The organism is Actinomycetota bacterium, assembly GCA_014360645.1.
GTDB lineage: Bacteria > Actinomycetota > Geothermincolia > Geothermincolales > RBG-13-55-18 > Solincola_B.
In genome coordinates, this window is record JACIXD010000013.1 from 72,574 (window position 1) to 88,139 (window position 15,566).

Annotated in this window: 11 protein-coding genes and 2 riboswitches; of the genes, 5 read left to right on the forward strand and 6 right to left on the reverse strand. The window is 66.4% G+C overall.

What is annotated here, in order from left to right; genetic code table 11:
* Positions 1 to 114 precede the first annotated feature (114 nt).
* Complete coding sequence (locus H5T74_11710) at positions 115 to 2,265, forward strand: HAMP domain-containing histidine kinase (protein MBC7231041.1); 2,151 nt, start codon at positions 115 to 117, stop codon at positions 2,263 to 2,265.
* On the opposite strand, the gene H5T74_11715 is transcribed toward H5T74_11710, so the two are convergent.
* Together H5T74_11715 and H5T74_11720 are read right to left on the reverse strand one after the other, a co-directional pair.
* Positions 2,262 to 3,251, reverse strand: coding sequence for a hypothetical protein (locus H5T74_11715; protein MBC7231042.1), 990 nt, complete (start codon positions 3,249 to 3,251; stop codon positions 2,262 to 2,264). The two genes, H5T74_11710 and H5T74_11715, sit on opposite strands and share 4 nt — an antisense overlap.
* 66 nt (positions 3,252 to 3,317) lie before the next feature.
* On the reverse strand, positions 3,318 to 4,055 hold the full coding sequence (locus H5T74_11720) for a hypothetical protein (protein ID MBC7231043.1): 738 nt from the start codon (positions 4,053 to 4,055) through the stop codon (positions 3,318 to 3,320).
* Between the two features lie 253 nt (positions 4,056 to 4,308).
* Between H5T74_11720 and H5T74_11725 the strand changes: the two genes are divergently transcribed.
* The 3 genes from H5T74_11725 (at position 4,309) to H5T74_11735 (ending at position 6,084) form a co-directional block, all read left to right on the forward strand.
* Complete coding sequence (locus tag H5T74_11725; protein MBC7231044.1) at positions 4,309 to 5,265, forward strand: hypothetical protein; 957 nt, start codon at positions 4,309 to 4,311, stop codon at positions 5,263 to 5,265.
* Positions 5,266 to 5,587: 322 nt separating this feature from the next.
* A complete protein-coding gene (locus H5T74_11730; protein ID MBC7231045.1) occupies positions 5,588 to 5,815 on the forward strand; it encodes a hypothetical protein in 228 nt (75 codons plus the stop codon).
* 23 nt (positions 5,816 to 5,838) lie between these two features.
* On the forward strand, positions 5,839 to 6,084 hold the full coding sequence (locus H5T74_11735) for a hypothetical protein (protein ID MBC7231046.1): 246 nt from the start codon (positions 5,839 to 5,841) through the stop codon (positions 6,082 to 6,084).
* 7 nt (positions 6,085 to 6,091) lie between these two features.
* Here H5T74_11735 and H5T74_11740 read toward each other — a convergent pair whose 3' ends face one another.
* The 3 genes from H5T74_11740 to H5T74_11750 form a co-directional block, all read right to left on the reverse strand.
* On the reverse strand, positions 6,092 to 6,475 hold the full coding sequence (locus tag H5T74_11740; GenBank protein ID MBC7231047.1) for a hypothetical protein: 384 nt from the start codon (positions 6,473 to 6,475) through the stop codon (positions 6,092 to 6,094).
* 220 nt (positions 6,476 to 6,695) lie between these two features.
* A complete protein-coding gene (locus H5T74_11745) occupies positions 6,696 to 7,358 on the reverse strand; it encodes a molybdopterin-dependent oxidoreductase (GenBank protein ID MBC7231048.1) in 663 nt (220 codons plus the stop codon).
* Positions 7,359 to 7,658: 300 nt separating this feature from the next.
* Entirely contained in the window at positions 7,659 to 10,166 is a 2,508-nt protein-coding gene (locus H5T74_11750; protein ID MBC7231049.1) for a hypothetical protein, read from the reverse strand.
* 38 nt (positions 10,167 to 10,204) lie between these two features.
* Positions 10,205 to 10,288, reverse strand: a riboswitch (cyclic di-GMP riboswitch).
* A gap of 239 nt (positions 10,289 to 10,527) precedes the next feature.
* A riboswitch (cyclic di-GMP riboswitch) is annotated at positions 10,528 to 10,611 on the forward strand.
* A gap of 317 nt (positions 10,612 to 10,928) precedes the next feature.
* Here H5T74_11750 and H5T74_11755 point away from each other — a divergent pair.
* Positions 10,929 to 14,165, forward strand: a complete 3,237-nt coding sequence (locus H5T74_11755; protein ID MBC7231050.1) for a hypothetical protein — start codon at positions 10,929 to 10,931, stop codon at positions 14,163 to 14,165.
* A gap of 84 nt (positions 14,166 to 14,249) precedes the next feature.
* Here H5T74_11755 and H5T74_11760 read toward each other — a convergent pair whose 3' ends face one another.
* Positions 14,250 to 15,551, reverse strand: coding sequence for an acyl-CoA dehydrogenase family protein (locus H5T74_11760; GenBank protein ID MBC7231051.1), 1,302 nt, complete (start codon positions 15,549 to 15,551; stop codon positions 14,250 to 14,252).
* Positions 15,552 to 15,566: the final 15 nt, after the last annotated feature.

Below are 15,566 nucleotides of genomic sequence, written 5' to 3' on the forward strand. Positions count from 1 at the left end.
ATATCAATGCGTAGCGGAGACTCCGCATCGGCGGCGAAAGGCGCGCCCGACAGCCGGAGACTTTCCTTCTAGCGCTTTGCGCCACCGGCAGGCGCTCAAGGTGGGACGAGCGATATGGTAAAGTTCATCTTCACCGTCTTCGAGGCCTTGGTGATACTCACCCTGGCGTGGCTGGTCTTAAAGTCCCACCCCGAGCGCTTCCTCAACCGCTCCTTCTCCCTCTTTCTCCTCTTCCTCGCACTATGGGTGCTGTGCGGGTTTCCCCAATACCTGGTCGGCGACCCCGGCGACCATTACCTCACCCTGGTGTTCCGCGCGGCCCACTGCACCGCGAGCCTGGCCACCGGTACCTTCTTCCTCTTCGGCCTGTCCTTCCTCCGCGGCCGGCGGCCGGATGCGGGGTGGCGCTGGGGAACCTCCGCCGCCATGCTGTTCATGGCCTTCGTCAGCCTGACCGACCAGGTCATCGCCGGGGTCAGCCCGGTGCCGTCCGGTTTCCGCGTGGAAAGCGGGCCTCTCTACGGCCTCTTCGTAGCCTACATGGTGCTATTGGGTTTCGGGGGCCTGTACGCCGTCTCCCTGAAGCGCTCCAGGTCGCGCAGCACCGACCGCGCCCGGGCCACCTATATCCTGCTCGGCTTCGGCCTTTTCCTGGCTCTGGCGATGCTTCTGGTGGTGGTGCTGCCGGAGATCCTGGGGAGGGACGTGACCTCGGATTACATATTCTTCCTGGTGGTGGTGCCCATCGCGTTTACCGCCTACGCCATCCTCCGCCACCGCCTCCTGGACGTGCGCCTGGCCATACGGCGCAGCTTCGCCTATCTCTTGACCCTGCTGCTCTTCGGGGCCCCGCTCCTGGTCCTCTACCTCGCCTTCCGCTACACCTTAAGCTCCTACCCCGACCTGGAGATGGCGGTGTCGGTGATCATGCTCGCCCTTGCCGTGGCCTTCGCCCCCGCCGCCCTGCGCCTCTCGAACCGCCTGGCGGCGAGGATCCTCTTCACCGGCCTCTACGACGAGGTGGAGCTGCTGCACGAGGTCTCGGCGGTGTTCACCTCCACCGCCAACATCAGGGAGGGCCTGGCCTCCGCCACCGGGCTGGCGTGTTCGCGCCTCGGGCTCTCCCAGCTCCTGGTGGCCATACCCGACGAATCCACGCGCGGCAGGGGAAACTGGGTCATGGGCTCGCTGCACGCGGAGGGCGCCATCCGCGGATACCACGACATGGAGGTGGAGGACTCGGCGCTCTTCCACCTCTGGGAGACGGTGCTGGTAGAGGACGAAGGCCCCCGGGGGATGGGCAGCGAAGCCGTCGTCCGCGCGCGGATGGAGATGCGGGCGCGGGGGCTCGCGGCCTGTATCCCCCTGAAAGGGCCGGCGGGGAAGATGGGGGTGCTCCTGGCGGGAGAGAAGGTCAACCGCCTGGCCCTGGACCCCGTGGACCTCGACTTCCTCTCCCAGTTCGCGGAGAGGGCGGGCATCTTCGTCGAGAACTACTTGCTCTCCTCCTACCTGCTGTCGCAGTTCGAGGAGCTCTCGGAGGCCCGCAAGAGGCTCGAGGAATCCGACAACTTCAAGACGGAGATCATCACCGTGACCTCCCACGAGCTCCGCACCCCCCTTACGGTGCTCAACGGCTACACCCTCATGCTCCATGACCATTACCACCGCTTCGACGAGGAGGAGCGCAGGCGCTACCTGGAATACATCGCCTCCTCCTGCGAACGCCTGAACGCCGTCCTGGACCAGTTCCTCACCGTTTCCTATTTCCAGCGCGGCACCGCCCGGGCGTCCGCCAAGCCCACCGACCTGGAGTCCCTTTTCGAGGAGCTGAAATCGGCCTTCGTCCCGGAGCAGAGCAGGCGTATCGAGAGCGAGGTGCGGCCCTCCCACCTCACGGTGCTCACCGACCGCTCCTACCTCCTTCTCATGCTCAACAACCTGGTGGAGAACGCCATGCGCTTCAGTCCCGAGGAGAAGCCGGTGGTGGTGCGGGCTGAGGAGGCGGAGGGGGTGGTGCGGATATCGGTGCGCGATTACGGGCGCGGGCTGGACACCGGCGACGTGCAGTACATCTTCCAGCCCTTTACCCGCCTGGAGGAGACGGACAAGCACCGCATCGGCACCGGCCTAGGCCTGTACATCGTGCGCCTGGTGGCCGACCTCCTGGGCATCGAGGTGGACGTCGAATCGGAGCCGGAGAGCGGCACCACCTTCCACCTCCGTCTGCCCGGGGCGGCCCGCTCCCGCACGCAGCCGCGCTAACAGACCGACTGCGGCGCCGCAAGCAGCTCCATCCACCCCCTGTCGTGCTGGCAGGAGGGGTCCCGTCCATAGTCATGCAGAAAGTGCCTCCTCTTCAGCCCGTACCATTCCTGGAGGCTGAGCCGGGTAAGGTCCGGGTGGTATCCCTTCCTCGCCAGCTGGAAATAGGGCGCGGCCACCAGGGCGCAGCCTATATGGCCTTCCGGCACCTCCCGCAAGACCGCGTCGGCTACAATCTCCCGATACGTTACGTCGTGGTTGGCGCCGATCCTCAGCACGCTCCTCACCATGTTGAGGATGATGCCCGTGCGCGCTCGCTCCCACCCCTCGCGGAGTACGCCCTTCCCGCATCTTCCGACGTCCTCCATGAGCAGGCAGGCGTGGCGGTCCCTCTCCTCGGGTATGCCCACGGCCACGGCGGCATACAGCACCTCCCTGCCCTCATAGGAGCGGTACTTGCCGGCGCAGGGGACGTGGCTGCCCGGCAGGAGGGGAAAATGCCGCCGTCCGCGGGTGCCGAAGAGCATGCGCGTCGCCTGCCGCAACACGGCGCCGTGGACGAGGGTGGTTCCCGCGAACTCCGCGGCCTCCGCCCCCTCGAGCAGGGGCGGTCTCGCGACCCCGTCACGAGCTACGTCATAGCCCCAGATCAGCCCCCGGGGGCCGCAGAAGGAGGACACGGTTATCATGTTGATCTGCCCGATGTAGGTGTCCTCCACCTCCGCCTCGTCGTAGGCCACGATGGCGTCGAGCAGCTCCGAGCCCGCTTGCGAGAAGGTCTTCCTGGTGATGCCGATCCCCATCACCAGCCCGATGCAGTACCCCCCTCGACCGGGGAAGCCCACGCAGTAATCGTCCTCCATGCCCACCGCGGACGCCAGGATCTCCCGGGGATCGAACTCCCCGGCGGCGCGGGCTTCCCGTCTGCCCCTCCCGCCGACGTCCAGAAAGGCGCCGGGGGTCTCGGGCGCCAGCAAGGTCTCCATTTCTATCCTCCATCGCTCACCACATGACTACAACGCCACACCCATGCGCGCGCCCGGCCGCGCTGATCATGCCGCCCTGCGCACCAGGCGGCTGGCCGACCTCACCAGCCTCTCCAGCGCCTGGCCGTTAACGTTCTGGGCGATCTTCAGGAGAGGTCTGATATCCGGGTTGTAGAGGAAGGCTATCCCCTCCACCTCGGCGACCACCTCCGAGAAACCGAGGTAGAGGGACAGCGGGGCGATCTTCGAGCTCCAGGAGGTCCAGCCAACCCCCTCCGTCGCCCCCGACCACACCGCCATCTCCAGGGCCGGGCGAACCAGGAACTGGATGGGGGCCATGCCGCCCCTGAACTCGCGCAGGATGGCCACCTCGTCGAGGAAGAAGACCCTGCGGCCAGAGATACGCCCGCGCATCCCGCCGTCCAGCAGCTCCTTTACCCCCGGCGACCGGAAGCCGTGGGCGGCGAGGGTGCGCTCCGCGGCCTCCTCCACCGGCACCACCGCCCCCCAGGCGAACCCCCCCACGGGCTGGTGCTCGTTTCCCCGCATGAGGGTGAGGCATGAGGGGGGCCTGAGCTCCCTCCTCATCTTCTCCATCACCGCCTCCGGCTCCCAGGCCTCGTTCCACGGGGGCTCCGAAAAGACGCGGGCATAGGCCATGGCGGTATCCCGCAGCACCCCGACCGGCACCTCGTCGGCCCCGGCATAGGAGCGGAAGCCCTCCGGGCTCCTCACCGGCGCCTCTCCCGGGGGGTAGAGGCGGAACGGGACCGACAGCGCCCTGAGCATGAAGTTGAACCTCACGGCACCTCCTCTCCTTCTCGCTTCCCGTAAGCGGCACCGGGCACGCTCGGCCCGCAGCGCGAGGCCCAGCACCTTTTCCACTGCTTAGTGATTCATGCCCGACACCGCGGATTCCTTCATCAGGAGGCGGGTCGCTTATGCTACGACCTCGCCTTACGCCGTGCCAGCGTAATGCCGCCGGCGCAGAGCCGGGACGAGGAAAAGACGGTCATGGTTTCGCGCGGAGATGGATGGCGGAGTCGCCGGATTCATATTGACGACCCTCGAGACCGCGGCGCTGCTGTCCCTAGCCGGGATGGTGCTGAGAGCCGGCCGGCGAAGGTTCCTTAATCTCTCCTTCGCGCTCCTGCTCGCCCTGCTCGCCCTCTGGGTCCTCCTCGGTTTCCTCCACTGCCTGGTGGAAGAGCCGGGAGACGCATATGTGACCCGGATCTTCCACGCCGCCTATGCGCTGGGCTCGCTGATCGCGTGCGCTCTTTTTATCTTCGGCTTGTCCTTTCTTCACGGCGGCAGGCCCGTTTCCGCCTGGCTCTTGCTTGCCACCCCCGCCACATCGCTCTTCGCGGCGCTGTCGGCGGGAGGGCTGGTGATCCGCGCGGCGAGTTTCGAGCGAGGCCATTTCAGCGTGTCCTACGGTCCTTTCTACGTCCCCTATCTCGTCCATGCGGCGCTCTCCGCGGGCGGCGGACCGTACTGCGTCGTCCTGAAGCGCTCCAGGTCGAGCGGCATAGATCGCGCCCGGGCCACCTACATCCTTCTCGGATTCGGCGTCCTCCTGCTGTCGGCGGTCATCGTGGCCGCGGTCCTTCCGGGTCTCGCCGTCAACTACGACACCTCCGATTACCTCTATTTCCTAGTGATCCTGCCCATGGCCTTCACCGCCTACGCCATCCTCCGCCACCGCCTCCCGGACGTGCGCCTGGCCATAAGGCGGAGTTTCACCTATCTCCTGACCACACTGCTGTTCGGAGCGCCCCTCCTGTTTTTCTACCCGCTCTTCCGTTCCTCCCACGCCTCCAGCCTCCGACTGGAGACGGGCCCGACGGCGGCCACCCTCGCGCTCGCGGTGGCATACGCACCCGCCGCGCTCAGGATAGCCGGCGCGCTGGCCTCGAGGCTCTTCTTCCCCGGCTTGTACGACGACGTCGAGCTCCTTCGCGAGACATCGGCCGTGTTCAACAACATCGCTGACGTCAGGGAGGGCCTGTAGTCCGCCACGCGCGTGGTAGGCCAACGTCTCGGACTCTCCAGACTGCTGGTGGCCATACCCGGCTCCCTCATCCGCGACATGGGGAACTGGGTCACGGGATATGTCCGCTCCGAGAGGAATAAGGGGCCCTTTCACGCGGCGCACGTACATGACTCGGCGCTCTTCCGCCTTTCCGACGCCCTCGTCCTCGAGGATGGAGATGCCGGGGAGAGACGCCGGGGAGGAGAGAGCGGACGGCGCGGAGAGGGAAGCGCGAGCGGAGATGCGCCGGTGGGACCTCTCCGCCTGCATCCCGGCACGGTGAACGGCGGGAAAGACGGCCGTGTTGCTGGTGGGATGGAAAAGTGGGCACCGGGCACCGGATCCCTACGACCTCGATCTCCTGGTCCGTTACGCCGCTGGAGCGGGTGTCTTCATCGAGAGCTATCTGCTCTCCTACCTGCTCGTTCAACTGGAGGAGTTGAGGGAGGCTACCGGCGACTCGAGGAACAAGAGCGGCAGAAAACGGACATCATCAAGGTCACCTCCCACGAACTTCGCACCCCCTTGAACATTCTCAACGATTATGCCGTCATGCTGAAGGATCACCATGACCGTTTCGGTTCGGAAGAGCGCGGGAGGTACCTGGGGTTCATGGCCTCGGCGTGCAGGTGCCTCGACGCCATCCCGGACCAGTTCCAGACCGCGGCAGCCCTCCAGGGCGGAGCCGCCACCCCCTCACGTGAACCCGTGCAACTCCAGGCACTGCTCGGCGAACTGCCGTCAACCTCGGACCCGGGAAACGGGACGATCTTCCGCCTCACCCTGCCCTCGCCGTGACGGCCGATCAGCCGGTGCCGCGCGTCTGCCCGCTCCGCCGGTCGGGGCCTGTTCGTCCCGCGGCGGCATCCTCGCCGCCGGCGGCTCCAGGCGGAAGCACGCGGAAGGCCGGCTTTCCCTCGCCGTCCCTGAAAAGGGTGAGGGATAGCGCCTCCACGTCGCGGAGCATCTCCTCGCATGCGCCTCGCAGGGCGGCGAAATCGGTGTTTTCCAGGAATTCCCTGAGCAGATCGAGGCGGTAGCCGTACTCCGACTCCTCCAGGCTCCCCGAGCCGCGCAGGTATTCCTCGGCCAGCCTGGCGTATTCCCTCTTCGCCGCCGTCTCCGCGCAGTTATCCCGGTCCACGCTCAGGACCAGCCCGCGCTCCCGCTCTTTCTCCTCCCTGTTCATCGTCTTGTACCATCCGTGGTCGTGCGTGCTCCCCTCATCCGCGCGTCCGCCTCCCCTGCAAATATACCGCGTGACATCGTACGCGCAACCAGCGGGTCAAGGGATCGGGATGGCCGGGCCGGGGGAACGCGGTCCTCTGCGGCGTGCCGGCGAGGGTTTACCGAACTCGGCTCCTTCGCGCCGCCCGCGGGAAAGGGGAGGGGTCGCCGCCGTCCGCGCCTCATCGCTCCGGGGCATCGGCCTGGTTGGAGTATCCTCGGCTCTCCCAGTAGCCCCTGTATTCGCCCTCTATCACCTCGATGGAGGCGACCCACTTTATCCACTTGTAGCCCAGGCGGCCCGGCACCACCAGGCGCACCGGAAAACCCTGCTCTTCGGGTAGGGGGGCGCCGTTCACCTCGTAGGCCAGCAGGGGATCGGTCTCCTGGATGTCGGCGAGGGTGAGGGAGGTGGTGTAACCCCCCGGCGAAGCGAAGACCACGTTGTCCGCGTCCTCCAGCACCCCCGCCATGTCCAGCAGGAGCGAGAGCCGCACCCCTCTCCAGAGCGCCGTTTCCGTCCACCCCTCCACGCACGGCAGGTCCACCAGCCTCTCCTCGGCCTCCATGCCCAGGAGATCGGCATACCGCAGGGTGAGGGTTTTCTCCACCTTCCCCGTCACCACCAGTGTATATCCCTCGGGGTCTATCTCAGGCTGCCCCTCTGCGGTGCGTACGCGCATCCTTTCCGTGGGCGTCACCTCTGCGCTGCCGCCCCCGGGAAGCTCGAGCTCCGTCTTCGCCCCCCCGACCCGCGTCAGGAGGTAGATCGCCCCCACCACGAGGAGGAGCGCGACGAGCGCCACGGGGCCGTGCCTGCGCATGACGGCGTAAACCCTGTTCATCGTCCCAGGATAGGGGGATCCGTCCGGAAGGGGGATGACGAGGCTCAATCCCTTCCGCCGGGATAAGCTCGCGGCCCCCGGCCGCCCAAGGGCCGCTCCCGGGAGCGCCCCGGCAGGCGGGAATAACCCAGCTTCGCGGCATGCCGGGCGGTCTTCCCTTCCGGCCCGGGCCCGGAACCTCCGATAACGGGGCCGATATCCGCCCGCGTTACCCCGTGACGGAGCGGCGCAAATAGGGAGGACAGCGAAAGAGAAAGGGGGGAGGGACCAGCCCTCCTCCCTTTCGGAGTTGCGTGATGCTCAGCGCATGCGCGCCAGCCTTGCCGCCCCCACGGAGGCGACGATAAAGCCCGCCAGCATGAGGGCCCCGAATATCAACAGGAAGTAAAGGACGTCGAAACCGGTCCTGGGCAGCGTTCCCTGCTGTTGGGCCTCCTGCTCGGGCTGCTGGGGCTGCGCGGGGGGAGTCACGACCTCGCCCGCCACCAGCACGTTGTTGTGGAAGTCCACCCTCTTCTCCTCGCCGGGGAGGAGGCTGAAGCTCACCGCGACGGGAGAGGTGGCCACGTAGCCCTCGGGCATGACCTCCTCTACCCGATAGGCGCCGGCCCTGAGCTCGCGGAAAGCGTAGGAACCGTCGGAGGCGCTGGTCAGGGTGGCGAGGACCCCGCCGCCGTCATCGAGCAGGCGGATGGTCACGCCTTCCAGCCCTTTCTCGCCCTCGTCGAACTGCCCGTTGGCGTTGGTGTCCAGCCACTTGTAGCCGGTCACCGCGGCGTAGGGGGCGTTGATGAAGTCAACCCTCCGCTCCTCGCCGGCCTGCAGCACGAATCCGACCTCCACCACCCCGGTGGCGTAATGTCCCGCGGGCACCTCCTCCCTGACCAGGTACTGGCCGTCGAGAAGGTCCTCGAAGGCATAGCGGCCCTCGGCGTCGGTGCTCATTTCTTCCGAGAGGCCCTCGCCCTGGAGGGTGATCCTGACCCCCTCCACGCCGGGCTCGTCATCCTGGTGGATGCCGTCCCCGTTGACGTCCAGCCACTTGTAGCCGTAGATGCTGCCGAGCCTGCGGTTCACGAAGACCTGGTGGAAGCGGTCCCCGCTCGCCAGCTCCAGTTCGACCTCGGCCTCGGTAACCGCGGCCCATCCCGCGGGCACCTCCTCGTAAAGGGTGTAGGCGCCCGGCATCAGCCACCCGAAGTCAAGCGATCCGTCCCCGGCGCTGATGGCCTCGGCGCGGAACTCATCCCCCTCGAGTACGAACTTCACTCCCGCGATGGGAAGCTGAGTGGTGTAATCCAGCTTTTCCGCCGTCACTCTCGCCATCCTGGCGTTGAGGAAGTAGACCCAGGCCTCCTGGCCCACGGCAACCCATATCTCCACGGGGTTCTGCGAGGTGGGGAAATAACCCTCCGGCACCTCCTCCTCCACCACGTACAGCCCCTCATGGAGGTCGTTGAAGGCGAAGTCGCCGTTCTCGTCGGTGACCGTCTCCCCGGCCAGTGCTGTCGCCTCACCGGAAAGGAGCGCGGCCCATGTCGCCGTCTCGGCGGGTATCACCGACCGGAACAGGCGTATGGTCACTCCTTCCAGCGCGGGCTCGCCCTCGTCGAGCTCCCCGTCGGCGTCGAGGTCCACGTATTTGGTGCCGGTTATGGCGCCCAGCCTCACTTCCTTTTCCTTCACCTCTATGGTCACGTCCACATCGTCCTCGAGGTCACCGATCCGGGCCTTGTTGTTGAGGACGTAGGTCCCCGCGGCCTCCGCCGCCAGCTCCTTCTCGATGACCACCGTGAAGGGGGCTTGCGCCAGGTCCAGGCTCCAAGGTCCCGCCAGCGAGGACGCGGGTGAGCCGTTCACGCTCGTGGACTTGATGGTGTAGGAGAGCCCGGCGTCCGGGTCCACCGTCTCGATGTCCTCGAGGGAGACCGTGCCGGGAGCGCCCGTCTGCGGCTTGGGGAAGCTCTCGCGGTAATGGAAGGTCCAGTCCTGCATCCCCGGCTTGGGGGGCGCGGGCTTGTTGCTGATGGTTATCTCGATGAGGTTGCTCATGGCGGTGACGCTCGACAGCGGCACCGGGATGGTGAAGGTGCCCGAGTATGAATAGACGTGCGGACCGCCGGTGGGGATGGCATTATCTCCCATAGGGACCGTGGTGGTGATGCTCGAGGAGGCCGGCAGCCAGTCGGGCCCGCCCGCCTTGTACCACACGGTGTCGGAGACCGCTATCACGTCCGCCGGCCACTCGCCGGTGTTCTTCACGAAGATGTCGCCTTCGATGTGATACGCGTTGCCGGCGCTCGCCCCCACGTTGATGGTGAAGGTGATGTCCCTTTTCTCGCCCACCTCCATCGCCAGGTACGATTCCGAGGCCGTCTTCTCCAGGCTGATGTCCCAGCCGGGAGCGCGCACCACGTCCACGCCCTTCCGTATGTCCAGGCTGGTTACCTCCCAGGTATCGTTGCGATCCCCGCCCGAGGTAATGGCCTGGACGCGGTCCGCTTCGGAAGCGGCGTTCTGCGCCTCGGCTTCATGCCCTGAGGTGTCTTTTACGGTCTCGGCGGCACCTTCCTCGCCAAGATCTGCCTCGCTGCCCGTGGCCGTCTCGGCCTGCGCCTGTTCATCTTGCGTCTCTTGCGTCGGTGCCTCTTCCTCCAGCGATACCGCTTCTCCTTCCGCATCGTCCGCGACTATCCTCGAAACATCCTCCTCGCCGGAGGCGGCTGCCGGGATGAAGGGTACGGCGATGAAGAGCGCCAGGGCCATGATGACCATGAGGCTTATCGTTTTTCTCCATATCTCTTTCATTTTCATCACCCCTTTGGTAACAGAAAACCGGCCTCTATAGATGATGAGGCCGGTTTCACTATTGGCTCCAAACGATCCAAGTGACCACTTACGAATCGTTCTTCATAGCTTCCTCTTGAGATGTCCCAGATCCGACTGATCCTGTTTTTGTATCCTCTATTCAGTTTCCATCTTCAGGATACGGGGGGCGCATGCGGAACGCCATGACCCAGGTCATGAGAACATGCGATACGGCAAAGAGCGGCGGCGATCCAGGGGCGTATCGCCGCGAGGACGCGTTCCCGGCGCAGGCTCCCGGCGGATGGTGTGGGAATGCGCTGAAAGGGGTATAATGTCATTGTGTCGTACGCGATAGGTGGAGCGGCACGCGGGAAGCAATGATCCGCGTCCTCGATCTGGTCACCTTGGACGCGTGGAGCCAGTGGTGAAACCGGCCCGATCATCCGGATGATCGGGTTTTTTAATAAGGCCCGGGCGGTTACCGGAGACGAGGTGATGTAACGCGCGTCTTGACCGGGATACGGGCAGGTTCTCGGGTCAAGGTCAGAACGGGTTCGGCGTAGATATTTGGGTAAGGTCGATCTTCCGGACACGGAATTCCGGACCTCATCTACATCACTCTCATGCTTTGACGCCCCAGGCCGCCCAGGCCGGCCGCGACGGCTCCCGGCGCACTTATTCGCCCCCGCGTCGTATTCGCCCCTAGGAAAAGAGCCGGCCGGCTATCCGATAACGGCGACCGTACACATGGGAGGTGAGGTCTTGGAAAGCTTCAAAAAAGGGATGGCCTTGCTCGCCGCCGTGACTCTGCTGCTCCTTTCCCTGTTGTCGGGGCTGATCTCCGCCACTTCCTCCGAGAGCGAGGGCATCGACAGCGAGAGCGCGCCGTCCGGCATGTACGTTCAGGAGGACACGGGCAGCGGCGATGGAGTCCTCCAGGCCGATTGCGGCGAGTCGGGAGGGGGCGAAGAAGCCCTCGACCCCACGGGACCAGAGGCAGGCCCAGAAGAGGACCTCGGGAGCGGAAAGGCCGAGGCGGATTCCCCGGACACCATGGAGGGCAAGGACGCGGGCGGCATGGGCGCTGATGCCGCTTCCGGCACGGAGAGCGAAGGCGGGAAGGTCGGTGCCGGCAGCGAAGCCGGGCCCGCCGGACCACCGGGTGGGCTTCCTGGGGCGGGAGGCGGGCTCCTCGCCGCGCCGGCGAGCGAGGCTGTGGACGGCGCCGCGGGCACGGCGGGCGGGCTTCCCACACCCGGGGTCTCCGCGCTCATCGACTACACCTCGGTGCAGCCGGAGGTGGTCGATCCATGGCAGTCAGGCAACGCCCAGGCGGAATGTGAGAGGGCCGGCTGCGCCTGCCCCTACGCCTACAAGATCGATGGATGGGGCCAGGGCATGGACGGCACCTACGCCACCGGCGAGGGGAACGCCATCACCATCTACGGCAGCGATGGCAGCGCCTTCTACTGGTCATCCGTCTGGCCGGTCTGCTGCGTGATCGTCAAGGGAGGCACGGGCGCCAATATTTTCCGTTACGGCTCCGGCGGCTCCTACGGCGACGGGGCGCTCTACGCACCTTTCAGGCCCCCGGGATCGCCGGGCGACCCCACCCACGGCATCAGCCACGTCACCTTCTGCTTCGGACCTCCTGAGAACGGCCTCGGCTCCATCTGCGGCACCAAATGGGAGGACCGCGACTGCGACGGCAGGCACGACTGGGGCGAGCCTCCCGTGTCCGGCGTCACCATCGAGCTCTATGACTCCGAGGGCGGACTGGTGGCCACCACCGTCACCGGCGAGGACGGCACCTACTGCTTCCCCCGCCTGGCGCTGGGAAGTTACACGGTGGTGGAAAGGCCCGGGGAGGGCTGGTACGCCAAGAACCCCTCCGACGGCTCGCAGGACGTCGTGCTGAGCTGCCTGAGGCCCCGGGCCTGCGGGGTCGACTTCATCAACGCCCGCCTGGGCAGGATATACGGCTTCAAGTTCTTCGACCGGGACTGCGACGGGAGGTGGGACGGCAATGAGCCCGGGCTGGAGGGCGTGGTCATCGAGCTCTGGAAGGACGGCGAGCTGAAGACCTCCGTCTCGACGGACGAGCGCGGCGGCTATGCCTTCGAGGAGCTCAAACCCGGCCGCTATACGGTGAAGGAGATCGTCGAGAAAGGCTGGTACCATACCACCCCGAACCCGATCTGGGTGTGGCTGAAGTGCGGCGAGGAGGAGAGGGTCGATTTCGGGAACACGCGGCTGGGGACCATCCACGGCTACAAGTTCCTGGACGCGGACTGCGACGGGGTGATGGACGAGGGCGAGGAAGGTATCCCCGGCGTGCGCGTGGAGCTGAGGTCCCTGTGCGGCGTCAGGGAGGCCTGGACGGACGAGAGCGGCCACTACAGCTTCGAGGGCCTGTGGCCGGGCCCCTACAAGGTGGTGCTGGACACGGACACCGTGCCCGAAGGCCACTACCATACCACCGGCACCAGGAAGCTGCTCTGGCTGTGCTGCTGCGAAACCGAGAAGGTGGACTTCGGCAACGCCAGGTACCTCTCCATCTCCGGAGCCAAGCTCGACTGCCACGGCGAGCCCGTGCCGGGGGTGCTCATCGAGCTCCGGCAGGGAGACAAGCTGCTCGCATCGGCCACCACGGACGATAGCGGGGAGTATTCCTTCGGGTCTCTGCTGCCGGGCAACTACACGGTCAGGGAGGTGCTGACCGAGGAACAGCTCGCAGAGTGGTACGCCCTCTATCCCGAGGGCGGCGTCTTCCCGGACCTGCAGCTGGTATGCGGACAGGACATCAACGACCTGGACTTCATCAACGCCCGCTACGGCTCCATCTGCGGCGCCAAGTGGGAAGACCTCGACGGCGACGGGAAGCACGACGAAGGGGAGCCTCCGGTGGAGGGGGTCTCGATCCAGCTCTGGAGCCGGGCGGAGGCCAGCAGCGAGGCGGTAACAGCCCAGGAACCGGAGAACGACGGCTGGACGCTCCGGGAGGAGACCGCCACGGCGGAGGACGGATCCTACTGCTTCCGCGGGCTCAAGCCCGGCATCTACCGCGTGGTGGAGGTCTTGGGCGAGGAGCAGCTCGAGGAGTGGTTCACGGTCGCTCCCGAGGGCGGCGTGCACGACGGCGTGGAGCTCGTCTGCGGTGAGAGCATCGAGGGCCTGGACTTCCTCAACGCACGTTACGGCTCCATCATCGGCTACAAGTACGAGGACCTGGACGCGGATGGGACCCTCGACGAGGGCGAGCCCGGCTTCGCGGCGGTGGCCATCGTCCTCAAGCGGGGCGATGACGTGGTCGCGACCACCACCACGGGGGAGGGCGGCCGCTTCTCCTTCGCCCACGTTGAGCCTGGTACCTACGACATAGAGGAGATCCTGGACGCCTACGTCTACACCAAGGCCTCCACCACCATCACGGGGGTGGTGGTGGTATCCGGCCAGGAGACGGTGCTCGAGGAGGACTACTTCCTCAACTATCGCCGGGGCTCCATCACCGGCTACAAGTACCTGGACGCCGATGCCGACGGCTCCCTTGGAGAAAGCGACCGGCCGTGGGACGGGTCCGCCAACCCCGTGGTCATAGAGCTGGTGAGAGACGGCACGATGGTGGGTACGTTCACCATCCGGAGCGACGACGGCATGTACTTCTTCAGAGACCTTGAGCCCGGTTCCTACACGGTGAGGGAGGCGCAACCTTTCCCCGAGAGGATGAAGAGCAAGGCGCCCACCAGCGTCACCGTGACGGTTACCTCTGGAGTCGACATAATCCTGGGGACCGAGGACTACTTCCTCAACTACCTGGAGCCCGAGGTGGCCCCGGAGGTCATCACGCCCCCGGTCGCGCCCCAGGTACAGCCGGAGCTGACGGGCCAACTCCCCGCCACCGGCGCTGACCACTTGCCGCTGTTCCTGGTCTCCGGCATGCTGACGCTCCTCGGGATTCTGGCCCTGGGCCTGGGCATCCTGCGTATGCGCCGTACATGACGCGGAATAAGCGCATCCAAGAAAGGGCCCCCGCGGGGGCCCTTTCTTTGTCTCGTGTCCTGCAGCCGTGCCCCTGACCCCGCCCTATCCGGGCACCCTCACGGCCAGGAGGTGCTCGTAGAGCTCGTTGCGGCAGAACTGGTCGTAGTCATAGTAACCGCGCACGATGTCCAGGCGGGCGAGGTGCGCTCCTCCCTCCCACGACTGCAGGGTGCGGGCGTCGCGCCAGTACTTCTCCACGTAGTAGTCGCTCACGTAGCCGTATGATCCCATGAGCTCCATGGCGCGGTTGGTGGCGTGGAGGGCCGCCTCGCAGCAGAATACCTTGGCCAGGGAGGCCCGGGAGAGCATGTGCATCGAGGAGCCGTCGCCGTAATCCTCCGGGCGGTCGAATATATATGCCGCGTTGAGGCAGGCGTCCCTGGCCACCTGGATGCCGGTTGCGATATCCGCGAGGATGGCCGCGCAGACGGTGTGCTGGCGGATGGGCTTGCCGGCCGCCATGCGGTCGGAGGTGAAGGAGAGCACCTCCTCGAAGGCCCCCTGGGCGCAGCCCACCGCCAGGGCCCCCGCGAGCAGGCGCGCGAAGGAGATGTTTTCGCGCAGCAGGCGCGCGTCCTCCCCGGGACCCGAGGCCCTCCATTCCCGCGGCGCGGCGGCACCCTTGAGCTCCAGGCCGCCCAGGCGGCACCCGCGCATGCCCGTCAGGTCTTCCCACCCCGCAAAGCGCAGGCCTCCCGACCCTCCGTCCAGATATACGAGGGCGACGCCCTCCTCGCCGCTCTCCGCGCCGGTGGTGCAGGCGATGCAGTACATCCCCGCCAGGCCCGCGTTCACGCACCAGGCCTTGGCCCCTTCCAGCTTCCACGCGTCGCCTTCCAGCCTCGCGGTGGTGGCGAGCGCGGTCCCGCGCAGGTCCGGGTTCTCGATATCGCTCCCGGAATCCGGCTCGCATACGGCGTAACCCCCCAGGAAGACCTCGCTCTCCTGCGCGAAACGCGGCCCGAAGGCCTCCAGCACCGCCCGATTTCCCGCCTTCACCGCCGGGCGCATGGCCAGTATTCCCGCCGCGATGTTGTAGAACAGGGAGGCGTCCCCCCTGCCCATCTCCTCGGCGATAAGGCAGTTGCTGAGTGCCGAGGAGATGCCCATGCCCCCGTATTCCTCGGGCAGGAACCCCCCTTGCAGTCCCAGGGGGAGGAGGCGGGCCTGCACCTCCTCGCGCAGGCGGAAATCCCCACGCGCGCTCTCCTCCAGCTCCCTGCGCACGGGCATGACCTGTCCCTCCACGAAGTCGCGCGTGGAGCTCACCACCAGGCGGTCGGAGGGGCTGAGGAGCTCCCTGATGACGCGGTTCTCTTTTTTCTCAATGGAAACCTGTTCCACGGCCTTCAACCTCCC